Annotated in this window: 16 protein-coding genes and 1 pseudogene; 6 read left to right on the top strand and 11 right to left on the bottom strand. The window is 57.6% G+C overall.

The window, feature by feature from the left end:
• Together GRX64_RS01690 and GRX64_RS01685 are read right to left on the bottom strand one after the other, a co-directional pair.
• Positions 1–893 (bottom strand): annotated as a pseudogene (locus GRX64_RS01690) (IS3 family transposase); the annotation flags it as partial.
• Positions 894–956: 63 nt separating this feature from the next.
• Complete coding sequence (locus GRX64_RS01685) at positions 957–1865, bottom strand: hypothetical protein (protein ID WP_166263439.1); 909 nt, start codon at positions 1863–1865, stop codon at positions 957–959.
• 245 nt (positions 1866–2110) lie between these two features.
• On the opposite strand from GRX64_RS01685, the gene GRX64_RS01680 reads away from it, so the two are divergent.
• On the top strand, positions 2111–3010 hold the full coding sequence (locus tag GRX64_RS01680; protein WP_427901633.1) for an NAD-dependent protein deacetylase: 900 nt from the start codon (positions 2111–2113) through the stop codon (positions 3008–3010).
• Positions 3011–3068: 58 nt separating this feature from the next.
• Entirely contained in the window at positions 3069–3335 is a 267-nt protein-coding gene (locus tag GRX64_RS01675; RefSeq protein WP_166263438.1) for a DksA/TraR family C4-type zinc finger protein, read from the top strand.
• Positions 3336–3377: 42 nt separating this feature from the next.
• On the opposite strand, the gene GRX64_RS01670 is transcribed toward GRX64_RS01675, so the two are convergent.
• From GRX64_RS01670 to GRX64_RS01655, 4 genes are all read right to left on the bottom strand, one after another.
• Positions 3378–3989 carry a DUF938 domain-containing protein gene (locus GRX64_RS01670; protein WP_166263437.1) on the bottom strand — a complete coding sequence of 204 codons (612 nt, stop codon included), beginning with the start codon at positions 3987–3989 and terminating at the stop codon, positions 3378–3380.
• A gap of 47 nt (positions 3990–4036) precedes the next feature.
• Positions 4037–5428, bottom strand: coding sequence for a membrane-bound lytic murein transglycosylase MltF (gene mltF / locus GRX64_RS01665; RefSeq protein ID WP_166263436.1), 1392 nt, complete (start codon positions 5426–5428; stop codon positions 4037–4039).
• Positions 5429–5807: 379 nt separating this feature from the next.
• Positions 5808–6995, bottom strand: coding sequence for a M24 family metallopeptidase (locus GRX64_RS01660; RefSeq protein ID WP_166263435.1), 1188 nt, complete (start codon positions 6993–6995; stop codon positions 5808–5810).
• Positions 6996–7196: 201 nt separating this feature from the next.
• Positions 7197–7934, bottom strand: coding sequence for a glutathione S-transferase family protein (locus GRX64_RS01655; RefSeq protein WP_166263434.1), 738 nt, complete (start codon positions 7932–7934; stop codon positions 7197–7199).
• A gap of 140 nt (positions 7935–8074) precedes the next feature.
• Between GRX64_RS01655 and GRX64_RS01650 the strand changes: the two genes are divergently transcribed.
• From GRX64_RS01650 to GRX64_RS01635, 4 genes are all read left to right on the top strand, one after another.
• The gene (locus GRX64_RS01650) at positions 8075–9175 is read left to right on the top strand and encodes a M14 family zinc carboxypeptidase (RefSeq protein WP_166263433.1); all 1101 of its coding nucleotides are present in this window, start codon (positions 8075–8077) and stop codon (positions 9173–9175) included.
• A 2-nt stretch (positions 9176–9177) separates the two neighbouring features.
• Positions 9178–9912 (top strand): alpha/beta fold hydrolase, encoded by a 735-nt coding sequence (locus tag GRX64_RS01645; protein ID WP_166263432.1) that lies wholly within the window; start codon positions 9178–9180, stop codon positions 9910–9912.
• 212 nt (positions 9913–10124) lie between these two features.
• A complete protein-coding gene (locus GRX64_RS01640; protein ID WP_166263431.1) occupies positions 10125–10739 on the top strand; it encodes a glutathione S-transferase family protein in 615 nt (204 codons plus the stop codon).
• A 25-nt stretch (positions 10740–10764) separates the two neighbouring features.
• Complete coding sequence (locus GRX64_RS01635; RefSeq protein WP_166263430.1) at positions 10765–11430, top strand: glutathione S-transferase family protein; 666 nt, start codon at positions 10765–10767, stop codon at positions 11428–11430.
• 60 nt (positions 11431–11490) lie between these two features.
• Here the strand turns inward: GRX64_RS01635 and GRX64_RS01630 are convergent, their stop codons facing one another.
• From GRX64_RS01630 to trpE, 5 genes are all read right to left on the bottom strand, one after another.
• Positions 11491–12258 carry a substrate-binding periplasmic protein gene (locus GRX64_RS01630; protein WP_166263429.1) on the bottom strand — a complete coding sequence of 256 codons (768 nt, stop codon included), beginning with the start codon at positions 12256–12258 and terminating at the stop codon, positions 11491–11493.
• Positions 12259–12414: 156 nt separating this feature from the next.
• Positions 12415–13227 carry an indole-3-glycerol phosphate synthase TrpC gene (gene trpC, locus GRX64_RS01625; RefSeq protein WP_166263428.1) on the bottom strand — a complete coding sequence of 271 codons (813 nt, stop codon included), beginning with the start codon at positions 13225–13227 and terminating at the stop codon, positions 12415–12417.
• Between the two features lie 38 nt (positions 13228–13265).
• Positions 13266–14297: an anthranilate phosphoribosyltransferase gene (gene trpD, locus GRX64_RS01620; protein ID WP_166263427.1), complete on the bottom strand. Its 1032-nt coding sequence runs from the start codon at positions 14295–14297 to the stop codon at positions 13266–13268.
• Between the two features lie 13 nt (positions 14298–14310).
• Positions 14311–14895, bottom strand: coding sequence for an aminodeoxychorismate/anthranilate synthase component II (locus tag GRX64_RS01615; RefSeq protein ID WP_166263426.1), 585 nt, complete (start codon positions 14893–14895; stop codon positions 14311–14313).
• Positions 14896–14910: 15 nt separating this feature from the next.
• Positions 14911–16398 carry an anthranilate synthase component I gene (trpE, locus tag GRX64_RS01610; protein WP_166263425.1) on the bottom strand — a complete coding sequence of 496 codons (1488 nt, stop codon included), beginning with the start codon at positions 16396–16398 and terminating at the stop codon, positions 14911–14913.
• Positions 16399–16542 lie beyond the last annotated feature (144 nt).

Below are 16542 nucleotides of genomic sequence, written 5' to 3'. Positions count from 1 at the left end.
AAAGCTTTGCCACTCACCGCCGCTGAACTGACTGCCCTGGTCTGAATGCACCATAACAACCCCGTGGGGCTTTCGGCGCCAGACTGCGGCTAACAGGGCATCCAGCGCCAAGTCGGCGGTCATGCGTGGCTTCATCGACCAGCCAACAACCTGACGAGAGAACAAATCAATAACGACTGATAAATAGAGCCAGCCTTCGTAGGTGCGGATATAGGTGATGTCGGTAACCCAGGCGAGATTGGGCGCTGCTACTTCAAACCGGCGATCGAGATGATTGGGTGATACCGCAGCAGGTTTACCACTGTAGTGGCCCGGGCGGCGTTTATATCCAGTCTGAGAGCGCAGCCCTTCGTGGCGCATAAGACGGGCTACCCGGTGCTTGCCACACGCCTCACCAGCTTCTCGTAGATCCTGATGAATCTTACGATATCCATAGACACCACCGCTTTCCAGCCAGGCATGCTTGATCTGTCCCAGCAGACGCTGATCTTCCCGAGCCCGGCCAGACAATGCATTACGGCACCAGGCATAATAGCCGCTGGGATGCACAGACAACATGCCGCACAGACGTCGTACCGGATACTGGCCCGCATGATCCCGAATAAACGCGTACCTCAGTCGGACTCTCTGGCGAAGTACGCGGTGGCCTTTTTTAATATATCTCGCTCTTCTGACACGCGTTTAAGCTCAGCCTTCAATCGCCGGTTTTCAGCTTGGAGGTCATCATCTTGCTGGCGCAGATCAGCAGGCTTGGAGTAGCGCTTTCTCCACTGATATAGGCTATGACTGGACACGCCCAGTCGGGCAGCAACATCGGCAACACGGTGGCCTTGCTCTACCACCTGTTTGACGGCTTCAATCTTAAATTCTTCGGTGTATTGTGGGTGTCTCATTGGCCCTCCTAAGTGCCTTTAGTATAAGGCCTGGAGGTGTCTATAAAACCCGGGGCGATTCACTCAAGGACCTACGGGCGTGTAGAAGTACTGCCGGTAATCGTCAGACAGTCTTTGCAGGTTAGGGTTGGTGAGAGTGTAGATTGTGCGTTCGTGGAATTTTACAAAGTCAATGCTGGCGCCGTAATGATCCTGCCACAACGCGATCAAAGAGCCGTCGTCGTGAGCCCGTTGCAAGCCTCGGTAAATTCGTTCCAGGGCGGCCGTGTTACTGCTGTGTGTGTAGAAAAACCGCGGCAAGGGGTAATGAATCGCGATAGAGGTATCGTAGGTCAGATTTTCAATGTCTCTGTGTGACTGGTACTCATCAAGCAGCTCATTGGTACCTCGACAGAAAAGGTCAAAACGGTTTGCTGCAACCATTTTGAATAAGCTTTCGTAACTGGTGACTTCCGTGACTTCGAAGCCATTCTGACGCAACACTCCGATATCGGACCAGCCATCACCCTGGCCATGGGTAAATGATTTAAGCTGCGCCAGGGTGTTCGAGCGTCTTAGCCGTTCTTTGGTTTCCTGCGAAGTGAAACACACCCGATAACTGACAATGCCGAGATCTATTGGAAACGGGGCAAAAATCACATCCCAGTCGTTGAACCTGTCTTCGTAACTGAGCTTGGCAATAAAATTTTCGTATTTCCCGGTTTTGAGGGTATGCACCGTTCTGGCGAAATTCATGGTCGGGGCAATTTCTATTTGCCAGGGGCCGTAGTCATTCTCAGTTTTCTTGAGCGTCAGCTTCAGGACGGCGTTGTCATATTCATACCGCAGGTCCGTGGCGCTTTCCGGCGCGGCCCTGACGTAAAAAACTTGGGAGGGTGCGGCCCGCACGGTAATGATTAACAAAAGTAGGGCAGTGAACCCGATGGCTCTGCGGAGTAAGGCGATTTGTCGATGCTTTTTAAGGCTGTTCATAGCGCCGAAAGCCTTGACGAATAGAACCAAAGGCACGCCTTGCGAGTGGGGTGCGGCAAATGATTAAACGTTGGATAATTATAGCAGCGAATGCCAACCCCAGAGTCGAGGCCGTCATGGATGACCGCTAGACTTGACCAATCCGTGAACAATCATCATGGGTACCGGGGACTTGGTATCCCATTCTTCAATCACTACAGTAGGACGCTGTGTTATTCATTGGTAAACGGGTGTCTGTCATGGTTATGAGTAAGCAATCCCTGCGGTCTGTTCCCATGCCGATGATGGATCAACCGGTAGAATCCCAAAGCCCTGAGCAGGCCGGCGAACGGTTGGCCGATTTTATCCGCCAGAACCCCAGGTTGTTGGTATTGACCGGGGCCGGAGTCAGCACCGATTCCGGCATTCCCGATTATCGCGACGGGGACGGTGCCTGGAAGCGGAAGCAGCCGGTTCAGCACCAGGATTTCATGAATCAGCGGGCGACCCGCCAGCGATATTGGGGGCGTAGCCTGATTGGTTGGCCTGTGATTCGGAATGCCCGGCCCAATCCTGCCCATTTCCATGTGGCGGAACTGGAAGATCGTGCCTGTACCCAACTGGTGGTGACCCAGAATGTGGATCGTCTGCACCAGCGAGCGGGCAGCCAGGCGGTAGTTGATCTGCATGGACGGGCCGACGAGGTGGTGTGCATGGCGTGCAATTACCGATGTCACCGGGATGAAGTCCATGAGCGCTGCCACCAGATGAACCCCGGCTTTCGGCGTTACCGGGCCGAGACCGCTCCGGATGGGGATGCCGACCTGGAAGTGGATTTCAGTGGGTTTGAGGTGGCGGATTGCCCCCGATGTCACGGCATCCTGAAGCCCGATGTGGTGTTTTTTGGTGATAACGTGCCGAAACAACGGGTGACCTCGGCGCTTGAGTCGCTGCGGGTAAGTGATGGTTTGCTGGTGGTGGGTTCCTCATTGATGGTGTACTCCGGTTTCCGGTTTTGTCGCCATGCCCATGAGTGGGGTAAGCCCATTGCGACTTTGAACCTGGGACGAACCAGGGCGGATGAACTGGTCAGTGTGAAGCTGAATGCCCGTATTGCCGAGACGTTGCAGGTGGTCTTGACCAAGTTGTCGAGTCAGGCGCTATGATGTGGAGCAGGTACAGGCAAAGTTTCACCTGACATCGTGACAGCAACAGGAGGTGACCATGGCCAGTGGTTGGGCGAAAGAAGGGGCGGTACAGGAGCAGATCGACAGTACCGTCGAAGACGCATTGCAGCGAGCGCGTGGTCAGTTACCGACCGGCGAGAGCCTGAGCCATTGCGAAGAGTGTGACGCTGAGATTCCGGAGGCAAGGCGCCTGGCCCTCAAGGGCGTAAGGTTGTGTGTCGGCTGCCAAAGCAAGCATGATCGCGAGCAACGGTCGGCCAGTGGTTACAACCGCCGGGGCAGTAAGGACAGCCAGCTACGGTAGCCCTTGATCGCGCGATCACAGTGGTTAACCCTTTCCGTCACGTCAGTCAGCGACTCGGCGCCACACCAGCAGGCGGTTGTTGGCGGGCATGGCGATGTCTTCTGCCAGTCGCAAACCGACGTCCGTCGCCAAATCTTGTACATCGTCCATATCCCGAATGCCCATTGCAGGGTCTTGAGCACGCAAGTGACGGTCAAACGCGGCATTGCTGTCGCTGGTGAATTGGCCGTGATATTTGAATGGGCCGTACAGACAAAACGGTTGATCCACAATCAGCAGGCGGGCGACGCCGGCAAACATGGCCTCAACACAGGGCCAGGACATGATGTGGGCCGTATTTGCCGAGAACACCGCGTCTGCCCGGGTCAGTGGCCAGGGGGTCTGGCGGACGTCCAGCGCCAGCGGTTGCGCAATGTTTGGCCGTCGGGCTTCTTCTAGCCAGGGGTGGCAGGTAGCAACATTATCGGGGTGGTCACTGGGCTGCCAGATGAGGTAGGGCAGTGCTGTGGCGAAGTACACGGCGTGCTGACCGGTGCCGGTGCCAATTTCAAGCACCCGGCCTGGCTTCGTCAGCAAGCCCTGCAGCCGGTCGAGAATGGGCTGTTTGTTGTTCTCGCAGGCTTGCGACACTGGTTTTGGGTGCGATGGAACCATCGACAGCCTCCGCATTGGGAAATGGGATGAGGCTGCCGACGGGCGCCTCACTCAAAGGCCGAATGTATCACATCCTGATAGTTACGAATGCGCTGCACATAATGCACGGGTTCATAACCTCGGGCATAACCGTAACGCGTGCTGGGGTAGTAGCGTTTGTCCGCTTTCAGGGGCAGCACCTCTCGCATGTCTTCCCAGGAGTCCGGGTTCTTGCCCAGATCGCGGGCCAATTGACGGGCATCCAATAAGTGACCACGGCCAATGTTGTAACTGGCCAGGGCGAGGAACGTTCGGTCCGGTTCGGGAATGGTCTCCGGTAGCCGCCGATGACGATCCGCCAGGTACCGCGCGCCACCGTCGATGGCCTGGTCCGGGTCCAGACGGTCAAGCACGTCCAGGGATTCGGCGGTGCGCCGGGTCAGCATCATGATCCCGCGTACCCCGGTTGGTGATTTGGCGCTGGGGTCCCAGTGGGACTCCTGATAGGACAAAGCCGCCAACAGCTCGGCCGGCATGCCGGTGTTTTGTTCGGCCGCAATAAACTGATTCATGAACTTGGGCAGCCGGTCTTCAATGCGGCGGCTCAGGGCGCGCAGGTCCACAAAGTCAAAATCACCGATGTAGGCGTAATATCGGTTTTCCATCTCGGCGATGGCTTCATCGCCGGCCCCGCTGTTCATCCATTCCCGGGCGGTACCGGCCAATGCATCGGCCCCGGCAGGCAGGTACCAGCCCAGATTCTGACCGCCGGTCAAATTCATCGCCACCTCTAGATGAGGCCAGTGACGGCGCATCACTTGCACAATATTGGAATCGGCGACCACGCAATCGATGGCCTTCTGCGCAACCTGCGACAGCAAGACCTCGGTGGTTTGGTCGGAATCCTCCTCAAAGGTAATGCCGGTGTGGACTTGCGCCAGTTTGTTGAGTGCTTCGACGTAACTGGAGCCTGCGGTCACCAGGATTTCCACATCGGCCAGTTGATCCGGTTTGCGTGGCATGGGGCGCATCTCGCGGTGGCATACCAGTTGTTGCACAATTTCAGTATGCACCGGTCCTGCCGTAAAACGCTGGTTGCGGGAAGGCAGTTGAGTCAGGCCGGCTGCGGCAATGTGGGTCTGGCCGTTCTCCAGCGCTTCAAGGACCTCAGCGGTGGAGCCCAGCATGGTCCATTCCACGTCCCAGCTTTGGGCCTTGGCGAACTCGGTAATCAGCGCGTATTCCGGACCAATGGGTTGTTCATGGCGGTTGAGGTAGTAGGTGGTAGACCCGTTGCGAGTCGCCACTTTCAGCACTTTGGTTTCGCTCGGTGGCGCCAGTGTTGGTGTCTTCGCGGCGCTGGGCGATTCGCCTGCCACGGCTTCTGACGCCTCATTTGAACAACCGGTTAGCAGGACGGCGGCGGATATCGCAAGGGCTGTAAAGTTACTGCATCGCATAGGAGTCTCCGTTTCTGGTCTACCCTAATTACGTGCCGTTTATCCCTACAGATCAAGAGGCACTGTCAGAGTGTCGTCAGTGTAGTCAGAGTTTAATCAGAGTGTAGCCCGATTAGCCACCTGTGTGCATGCTCTGACCGGCCTGCTGCAAGCGGTTGTGTGCTCGTGCAAGGCCTGCGGGGCATTCGGGCTTCACTGCACCCGGTGGCCTGAACGCCAGGGAGTGCAGGGTGTGGTTGAGAGGCTCCCCAGCTCTCCAGACCGGACAAGGTGTTGGTTGGGTTATGAAAACGGTTGCTCCTCGGATGTCGAAGGTCTCGGACACGTAACGTGTCGCCTTGCCTGAGAAACTGACGTCTTAGCGGAGCTGTGGCTGGCCTCAGGGTTCGTATTCCTGCAAACGCCAGTGGTTGTCGGTCAAGGCTTCGCCGCCGGTGTCGGTGACGCGTACGGTATCGCTGATCCCGATGCCCCACTCCCCTGGCCGCCTTAAGCACAGAGGCAGGTGGAACACCATATTGGCTTCAAAGGCCTGGTGCTGATTGCGGGCAATATAACCGGTGCCTTCCACCCAGCTGGGTGGAAACTGGGCACCGACGGAATAGCCGAACACGCCCGAAAAAAAGACCTCGTCACGCATCGGCGCCAATACCTGTTCTGCCGCCACTGCGGCATCATGAAAGGTGTGGCCCGGCCGCATCACCGGCAACAACGCGTCGAACAGCGCCCGACAGGTGTCACGCAAACGCATCATCTGGGGGGTGGCGCGCCCGGCGACAGCGGTGCACATCATTGGGGCGGTGTAGCGTTTGAAGGAGGACCCGAACTCAAGAAACACCGGGTCACCATTCCGAATGGGCTGCCGCCGGTGGTTGGTGTGGATCACACTGATGCGCTTGCCACTGGTGACGATGGGCTGCATGCTCATGAATTCACTGCCTTCACGCAGTAACACCCGGGCGCCTTCAGCGGCGATTTCGTTATCACTGAGACCCGGTCTTAAAATCTCAATCGCGCCCTGGAGACCTGCCGACGTGATGCGGGCACTTTCACGCAGACAGGTCAGCTCGGCGGCTGACTTGACGATTCGAATACGGTCCAACAGCTCTCCACCCGGGTGAAACCGGTCAGGCCCCAAACGTGTCTGCAGCTCGGTCAGGATGCCATGGCGAAGGGTCGGGCTCCAGCTGTCGATGCCGATGGCGTAAAAACCCGCCAGGGCATCGCACAGCGGGTCGATCACATCGGCCAGGTTTTCCCAGCGGTAACCCAGCACCTCATCGACCACAGCGGTCACCACCGCGGGCCCGATCTCAATGGAAGGCACCTGCAAAAAGGTATGATGGTCTGACAGTACCAAACAGGTATGAACCGACACCTCAAAGGTGTTGTAACCGGTCAGATAATAAATATCGGATGGGTCGGTGATCAGAAGGGCGTCGAAGCCAGCGCTGATCATGGCCGTTCGGACCTTTAGCCGGCGGTCATTAAACTCGCTGTCCAAAAACGCCAGCTCCGTTCCCCGCAGTTGCTCTGCCAGCTTTAGACTGTAGGCCGCGTGATCCATTCCATTGGTCTCCGATAGGTCACCGTTTTGTGAGTGTAGTCCATGCAGGCAGACCTCAACACAAACTTATCGCACAAAAAGCAGCCGTTGCCACACGCGCTTGAACGGGTGTGGACTGACGGAGGACGCTACCGGGATGTTAGTGCGGCCGTAAGCTGCCGATGTTCCCGCCAGACGGGGTTGACGGCAATGGCCTGCTGTTTAGCGATAGCGGGCATACAGTTTGGCCAGTGGCGCCAGCTGAGCCGCTTGTTGTTCAATCCACTGGCGCATTTCAGTCGGTACCTTGTTCAGTGCCGGCCAGGGTACCGGGTATTGTTTGGGTTGGAACAGGGCGGAGAACAGCGCCGCTGCCGCCAGGTCCGCGCGAGAAAACCGATCACCCACGAGATACTCCGATTGGGCATAGGCCGCTGCCAGCTCGGCCAATATTTTCTCCATGGCAACCTGCGACTGACTGGCCGTTTTCACGTTTATTTTCATATAGTTCCGCATGCCGTCTTCCAGCTTGCTGAACCCCAGTCGTATGAGCCAGTAGTACACCAGTGATTTCTGTGCGGTAAGCATCGGCACAACCAGTTTTGGCCGTTGCAGCAAATAGTGATAGCAATAACAGCGAATGGCCGGGCCTGCCTCCTCATCAAGCCGTTTTTCCCAGGCCAGTGCAGCGTCTCGCTGCGCCGGATCCTCAGGCGTCAGTGAGTGTTCGGGGAACGTGTCATCAAGATAATTTATGATGTTGGCGGAGCCCTGTATGGCCTGGCCCTGGTGGACCAATACGGGTACCGAGCTCTTACCCGTCAGCTGACGCACGGTTTTAACATGGGTGCCGGGCAGCAGGTTGATGGCTTCGTAATCAATGCCTTTGAAGTCGAGCGCCCAGCGCACTTTTTCGCAAAAGTGTGAAATGGCGAATTGGTACAGTTGAACGTCGCTCATGGTTATCGTTCCAGTGTTTTGAAAGGGCTCCATTATCATTGTCCAAAGCGAGGATGCAAAGGCATTATCGGGCCGCAGCTGTCAAAAAACGGTAGTACTTTTACGCTAGCGTTAAGGGTCTTTTGCTACGAGTGCCTGTTATGTCAGAACTTCGAACGTTGACGCCTCACACTGCCATTCCCCGGGAACAAGCCGGTCGGGACGGCCGTCAGCGCCGATTGCTGAGGGGGTTCCTGCCGGAGCTGGTGAACCTGGAGCGGGTGTTGGCTGAGGCACCTGAAGGCGTCCGCACCCAAGTGGTGGAGCGAGTGTCATTGAAAGAGATCAATCTGCCGGTGTATCGGGTGGATGTGGGCAGCGATTCACCGGACGTGCCGGTGGTGATGTTGGTTGGTGGCGTGCATGGCCTGGAGCGCATTGGGGCCCAGGTGGTCATCACCTGGCTGCGGAATCTGCTTTGTCGGTTGGCTTGGGACGCCCACCTGAAAACTTTGTTGGAGAAAGTGCACATTACACTGTTGCCCATCCTGAACCCGGGTGGCATGTACCTGAATCAACGCAGCAATCCCAACGGTGTCGATCTGATGCGAAATTCGCCGGTGACCGCCCAGGGCCAAAGCACCTTTCTATTGGGGGGGCAACGCTGGTCGCCCCGGTTGCCCTGGTACACTGGCGATCCGAAACTGGGCATGGAGCCGGAAAATCGAGCTCTGGAAGCGGTCATTCAGGATTTGCTGCCGGGCCGCCCGTTCAGCCTCTCACTGGACTGTCACTCGGGATTTGGTTGGCAGGACCAGATCTGGTTTCCCTATGCCTACCGCCGCCGACCCATGCGCCGTATTGCCTCGGTGATGGCGTTAAAGCTTATCTGGGAGCAAGCCTACCCGGATCATAACTATGTCTTTGAGCCACAGTCACGACACTACCTGACCCACGGTGACCTCTGGGATCACTTTTATAAACAGGTGAACCGCGCAGGCAGTGGCAGTTTTATTCCACTGACGCTGGAAATGGGGTCGTGGCGCTGGATCAAAAAACGGCCTCGTCAATTGCTGCGTCTGAAGGGCCTGTTCAATCCGTTGGCGCCGCACCGACATCAGCGCGTTTTACGCAGTCACCTGGCCTTAATGGATTTTCTGATGGCCGCCGCTGCCAGTCATGAAAGCTGGTTGCCTGCCGCAGACCAGGAGTCCATGCTAAGAGAGGCGGCCATCATGCACTGGTATCGGGAGAACGGCTGAGAATGCATTGGATTCTGCTAAGGGGTCTGACCCGCGAACAGACACATTGGGGGAATCTGTGTGACAGGCTTGCCGACGCGTTGCCGGAACACTGCTTTCATCCCGTTGACCTGCCAGGCACGGGTGTGCACTACAAGGAGCGGAGTCCGTCGACGATCGCCGGAATTCGGCGCCAGGTGCAGCGTCACGTAGAGCACATTCCCGGACCTTACGGAATCATTGCCTTGTCCATGGGCGCCATGGTGGCTCTCGACTGGGCCCAGAATGCCCGCGGCGGTGAGATACAGCAGCTGGTTCTTATCAACACCAGCAGTGGCTTCAGTCCGCCCTGGCGACGGATGAAACCGACGGCCTTGCCCCGTTTGCTTCGCCTGATCGCCCATCACGATGTTTTTCACCGGGAAGTGGGTATCCTCAACCTGACCTCGAACAAAACGGCTACGATAGCGACCAAAAAAGCTTGGTATAGCATCCAGCGACAGCGACCCGTCAGTCTGACGACGGCGCTGCGGCAACTGGTGGCGGCCATTCGCTTCAGGCCTGCGAAGCAACGCCCATTGCCGGATGCCTTGTTGCTCGCCAGCCTGGGCGACCGTATTGTGGATTGGCGTTGCAGTCGAACACTCGAGCGCCGTTGGCAGTGGGTGCTGCGGGTTCACGCCGAGGCCGGACACGATTTGCCGCTGGATGATCCCGCCTGGGTTGTTGAGCGGATCACTGAATATCTCAAGGGTTAGGGCGCTGGACTTGACGGTCGCCCGTGCTGTCGGCAGTCTTTAGTGTCTCGTCTGGTTAATTGGCTGATTTGCTGCGTGACGCTGAGGCCTTGGCACCGTGCCTTGCCCTCAAGGTTCTCAGTGGTTCAGTTGCTCGCCGAGCTAACCTGATCTGACGAGACGCTTGGCACTGGAGCGTTCGTGAGTACCCTAACAATAAAGAGGTTGTAACCATGAAGATTTATGAGACCAAAACCGCCCCCAATCCCCGCCGGGTTCGCATGTTTATGGCGGAAAAAGGCCTTTTGGAAAAGGCTGAATTTATTCAGGTTGATTTGTTGAAAGGGGAAAATCTGACCCCGGAATACGCCGCCCGCAATCCGATGAAAAAAGTGCCCGTGATGGAATTGGACGACGGTACCTGTATTTCGGAAACCATGGCCATCTGCCGTTATTTCGAAGAGGCTTATCCCGAGCGTCCATTGCTGGGTAGCGGCGCCCTCGACAAGGCCCAAACCGAGCAGTGGATACGTTGGATCGAATTTTACTTCTTTATGCCAACCGGCATGTGTTTCCAGCACACCAGCGGTTACTTCAAGGACCGGATGAATCCCATCAAAGAGTGGGGCGAGGAGTGCCGTGCCACGGTCGAAAAATTTTTCCATTTCCTGAATGCGCACCTGGAACGCAACACGTTTATTTGTGGCGACGAGTTCACCGCGGCGGACATTAATGCGTTCACTACTATCGATTTCAACAAGGTGAATAATATCCGGATTCAGCCTGAGCAAACCCATTTGAAAGCCTGGTACGAACGTGTCAAGGCACGTCCGTCCGCGCAAGTCTGAGGTCCGCCTCAATTGGAGTGTTGTTATGATGGATGTGTATACCTCACCGACGCCGAACGGCCACAAGGTTACCGTCGCACTGGACGAGATGGGCGTGGAGTACAATCTGATTCCCGTCGACCTGTCAAAAAGTGCTCAGAAAACGCCCGAGTTTCTGGAGCTGAACCCCAACGGCCGGATTCCGGTGATCGTGGATCGGGATAACGACGATTTTGTGGTTTTCGAATCCGGCGCCATCATGATCTATCTGGCCGAGAAATATGGCCAGTTTTATCCGGCTGACTCGCACGTACGCTCCCGGGTCCTGCAATGGTTAATGTTCCAGATGGGAGGCGTTGGGCCCATGATGGGGCAGGCAAATGTGTTCTATCGTTATTTTCCGGAGACCATTCAGCCGGCGATTGACCGTTATCAAAAGGAGTGTCGTCGGCTGTTTGAAGTACTCGATTGCCGGCTTGCGGAGTCGCCTTACCTTGCCGGGGATGAGATCACCATTGCCGATTTCGCCAACTGGTGTTGGGTGCGCACCCACCGCTGGTCTGGCGTTTCGGTAGAGGGTTTGACGCACCTCGACCGCTGGCTGGCGGCGTTGTATGCAAGGCCCGGTTGCCAGAGTGGTATCCGCAAACCGGAACGCATCCAGGACCCTGGCGAACTGGTAAAGCATGCCCAGACGATGGTGACCCGTTAGCGGTGGTGAGAGACCGCGCAACCAGCCACGGGCGGCGGGGTAACTGCTTGAGGGCTGCCTTTAACGCTTGATGTAAGCGTCGACGATACGGTCGTAAGTGCCGTCCTGCTTCATCGCCCGAAGGGCGGCACCGAATGTCTCCACGTACTGGGGGTCGACGGTCTTGCGGGAAAAAGCGACATAGGTAGGCGATACCGACACCACCAACGGCTGTTGACTGCCTTCGCGCCTGACCACGTGAACGCGGTTGTCCAGGCCCAGTTGGTCTACGTAATACAGGGTAGGCAACAGGTCTCCAATGAACAGGTCAGTGCGATGGGCCACCAGCTTCTCAAGATTTTTTTCAATAGTGAGTGTGGTTTCAACGGATTTGAACCGCTCGGTAGTGACTTGATTGTGGAATTTTTCACCGTAGAAATACCCAAGCTGGTTGCCCAGTGACAGCTTCTCAACACCGGCCAGGTCTTCTGGCAAAGCCATGGGTTGGGAGGAGAACAGCACGTAGGTCTCGTCGATCAGCACTTCGTCCGGATAGAGCCCCCAGATCTCGCGCTCGTCCGAACGTCCTGCATTAAGCGCTCCGTCGGCATCGCCTTTGGCAACTTCGTAAAGCACCCGCTTCCAAGGTCGGATTTCGAACTCGGCAGTGTGTCCAGTCCGCCTGACCGCCTCACGGGTAAGGTCGACAGCAATACCCACAACCTCGCCGTTGCGGGTGAATTCGAGTGGGGGGTTTTTGAGCGTTCGGAATTGAAACGTCTGGGCGCTGAGCAGGGGCGCAAACACTGCTACACAAAGAATGGCGATCAGACGGGGAATCGGGTTCATGGGGTTCCAAACAGATTAAGTCAGATGTAACCCGCCGAGTATAACGACCGCGATGGTTAAAGTAAGAGGCGATCCGTAAACAATAGTTAAACATTGCAAGTATGTGAACGTGCACCACATATGACCAGAACAATCCGTGTCACCGACCGTTCCGGCTCAGAAGAACAGCGCTTGCAGTTTGCTGCCAGGATCGTCGGCCCGCATGAAGGATTCACCCACCAGAAACCCGTAGATGCCCTGGTCGGTCATGGTCATGACGTCGTCCTGAGTCAGGATGCCACTTTCGGTGATGGTCAGCCGGTCGCCTGGAACCCGGCCGTGGAGTTCAAGCGTGGTCTGCAACGACACGTCAAAAGTGTGCAGGTTGCGATTGTTGATGCCGACCAGCGGGGTTTTAAGGGTCAGGGCATCATCCAGCTCTTCGCCATTGTGAACCTCGACCAGCACGTCCAGACCAATCTCCGAGGCAATGCCTTCGAGCTCCTGCATCTGATCCCTGGTCAGGCAGGCGGCGATCAGCAGGATGCAGTCAGCATTGATGGCACGACTCTCATACACCTGGTACGGCGAGACCATGAAATCCTTGCGGATCACAGGCAGGGAGCAGGCGTCCCGGGCGGCTACCAGATAGTCTTCGTGGCCCTGGAAAAAGTCCCTGTCGGTCAGCACCGACAGGCACGTGGCGCCGCCCCGGGCGTAGCTTTCCGCGATGGCGGTCGGGTCGAACGGGTCGCGCAGGACGCCCTTACTGGGCGAAGCCTTTTTAATTTCCGCGATCACCGCCGGTTGCTGCTGTGCCATGCGCTGGCCCATAGCGGCGGCGAAGCCGCGCGCGGGCGGCTGGTCACCGGCGCGGGCTTTCAGGTCGGCCTGCGAGGCAAGTCGTCTGCGGCTGTCGATTTCGTCCCATTTACGCGCCACGATCTTGCGCAGAATGGTGGGGGTCTTGTCGGGGTGTTGAGTGGTCATCGCAGTCAGCCGCTTAAGTCGATAAAAGGGTCAGTAACTCAGTCGAAACAGTGTGAAAAATCGGCCAATTCGGACATTTTTCCGGCCGCCAGGCCACTGCCCAGCGCGTCCAGCGCCATGTCGACGCCAAACTTGAGGGTGTTGGCCAGCCCGGCCACGTAGATGGCGGCGCCGGCGTTAAGGGCGATCATGTCGCGGGCCTTCTCGGCCATTGCGTCATGGCCGCGGCCAAACGCGGCGTGAATCAGCCGCAGGGAGTCCTCCGACGTCTCAACGCTGAGTCCCACCAGGGACTGGCTGTCGATGCCCATTTCCTCAGGGGTGATCTCATACTCGCGAATGACGCCGTCCTTCAGCTCAGCGACATAGGTGGCGCTGGCCAGACTGATTTCGTCCAGTCCGTCCCGGGAGTGCACCACCATGATGTGTTCGCTACCAAGTTTTTGCAGTACTTCGGCCATTGGCCGGCATAGTTCCCGGCTGAACACGCCAATAAGCTGGCGCTTGACGCCGGCGGGGTTGGTCATCGGGCCCAGGATATTGAAAATAGTGCGGATGCCAAGCTCTTTGCGTGGCCCGATGGCATGTTTCATGGCGCCATGGTGCGCGGGTGCAAACATGAAGCCGACGCCGATCTGCTCCACGCAGCGGGCGACCTGTTCCGGTTTCATGTTCAGGTTGATACCGGCTTTCTCCAGCAGGTCGGCGCTGCCGCTCTTGGAGGACACGGCCCGATTGCCATGCTTGGCGACAAAGCCGCCGGCGGCGGCCACCACAAACGAGGCGGCCGAGGACACATTGAACAAGTTGGCGCCGTCGCCCCCGGTGCCGACAATGTCGACCATCGGTTCGGCGCTGATGCTGACCGCCGTCGCCAATTCACGCATGACTTCCGTGGCGCCGGTGATCTCGTCGATGGTTTCACTTTTCAGGCGAAGCCCCATTAACAATGCGCCGATCTGGGCGTCAGTGGCTTCTCCGTTCATCACGATGCGCATAACCTGCTTCATCTCGTCCCGGGACAGATCCAGGTTCGAGGCGACACGGTTCAGAGCTTCTTTCATATCCATGGGCTCGTCTCTCTTACAGGGTGAGGGTGAGGAAGTTGCGGAGCAGTTCATGGCCCTGATCCGTCATTATAGATTCAGGATGGAACTGAACACCCTCAATGGGCAAGGATTTGTGCCGCACGCCCATGATTTCCTCCACTGATTCATCGTCGTTCCGAGTCCAGGCTGTCACTTCCAGGCAATCCGGCAGCGTGGTTTTGTCGATCACCAGGCTGTGGTAGCGAGTGGCCCTTAGCGGGTTGTTCAGGCCCCGAAAGACGCCCTGGTCAGTATGGTAGACCGGGGATACCTTGCCGTGCATGACTTTGCCGGCCCGAATGATGTCGCCCCCGTACACCTGCCCAATGGCTTGGTGGCCCAGGCACACACCGAGGATTGGCAGCTTACCGGCAAAATGGCGAATGACCTCCATGGAGACACCCGCCTCATTGGGGGTGCAGGGTCCCGGCGAGATCACCAGCCGCTCCGGCTGCATGGCCTCGATCTCGGCCACGGTAATCTCATCGTTGCGGAACACCCTGACGTCCGCGCCTAGCTCTGCCAGGTACTGCACCACGTTGTAGGTGAAGGAGTCGTAATTGTCTATCATCAGCAACATAATCGTCTCCTCGCCTCAGTGGTCGAAATCGTTCAGGGTCATGGCCACCGCGCGGAAAATGGCGCGGCCCTTGTTCATGGTTTCCTTCCACTCCAGCTTCGGAATCGAGTCCGCCACCACGCCGGCGCCGGCCTGAATGTGCAGCGTGTTGTCCTTGATCACAGCGGTGCGAATGGCGATCGCGGTATCCATATTGCCATTGAACGACAGGTAACCCACCGCGCCGCCGTAGACGCCCCGTTTGACGGGCTCTAGCTCGTCGATGATTTCCATCGCGCGAATTTTTGGGGCCCCGCTGAGGGTGCCGGCCGGCAGGGTCGCGCGCAGAACATCCAGGCACGACATGCCTTCACGCAGCCGCCCGGTTACGTTGGAAACAATGTGCATAACGTGGGAGTAACGCTCGACGATCATCTTGTCGGTCAGCTTGACGGTGCCGGTTTCGGAGACCCGGCCGGCATCGTTACGGCCCAGGTCAATCAGCATCAGGTGTTCGGCGATTTCCTTGGGGTCGGCCAGCAGTTCAGCTTCAAGTGCCCTGTCTTCGGCATCGGTGGCGCCCCGTTTGCGGGTGCCGGCAATGGGCCGAACGGTAACTTCCTTGTCCTCCACCCGGGCCAGAATTTCCGGCGAGGAGCCGACGATCTGAAAATCCCCCAGGTCGAGGAAGTACATATAGGGCGATGGGTTCAGCACCCGCAGTGATCGGTAAAGATTCAGCGGCGGGGCCTCGAACGGAATCGACATGCGCTGGGAAATCACCGTTTGCATGACATCGCCATCGAGCACGTAATCTTTGATTTTGCCGACGGCGGCTTCAAACTTCTCCTGGTTAAAACCGGAGACGAAATCGGCTTCGTCGACCTCGGCGCCACGCAAGTGTTCCGGCGTCACCGGGGCGTCGGCGACCTGGCGGTGCAACCGGGCCTCGAGCTCATCAAGCCGGGCCTGGGCCGTGTTGAAGGCGTCTTCAGACGCTGGGTCGACGTGTACGATCAGGTGCAGGCGCCCGCGCAGATTGTCAAACACCACCAGATCGTCCGAGACCATGAGCAGGATGTCGGGGGTGCCAATTTTGTCCGGTGGACAGGTGTCCGTCAGGCGCTTCTCGATAAACCGTACGGTGTCGTAGCCAAAATACCCCACCAGGCCGCCGTTAAACCTCGGCAATTCCGCCAGGTCCGGGGCGTGAAAACGCTGCTGGTAGGCTTCCACGAATGCCAGCGGGTCGTCGCTGTGGGTTTCTTCCACCACCTTGCCGTCGCGGGAAATGGTGACGTCATGACCATTAACGCGCAGCACTTCCCGGCAAGGCAGGCCGATGATGGAGTAGCGCCCCCACTTCTCGCCGCCCTGAACCGACTCCAGCAGATAGGTGTAGGGCGCGTTGGCCAGTTTCAGGTACGTGCTGAGTGGGGTGTCCAGGTCCGCCAGAACTTCGCGATAGACGGGAATTCGGCTGTAGCCAGCCGCGGTCAAAGAGTCGAATTGCTCGGGTGTCATGCTGCTGTTCCTGAATCTGATCTGCGGGTCTCGCCCCGGTTGGGTCTTTGAGACGATGCGTGTGGCCGGATGTGTGACGGGTGCTGTCTTGCGAAAACGTTCAGACAGATCGCCGCCAGGCTGGAATCAGCCGGTTCGCCATCG

Origin of the sequence: Marinobacter caseinilyticus (genome assembly GCF_011074955.1) — a bacterium.
In the GTDB taxonomy this organism is placed as follows: Bacteria; Pseudomonadota; Gammaproteobacteria; order Pseudomonadales; family Oleiphilaceae; genus Marinobacter; species Marinobacter caseinilyticus.
Note: the sequence above shows the minus strand (reverse complement) of the source record. Positions and strands in the feature narration are given on the sequence as shown.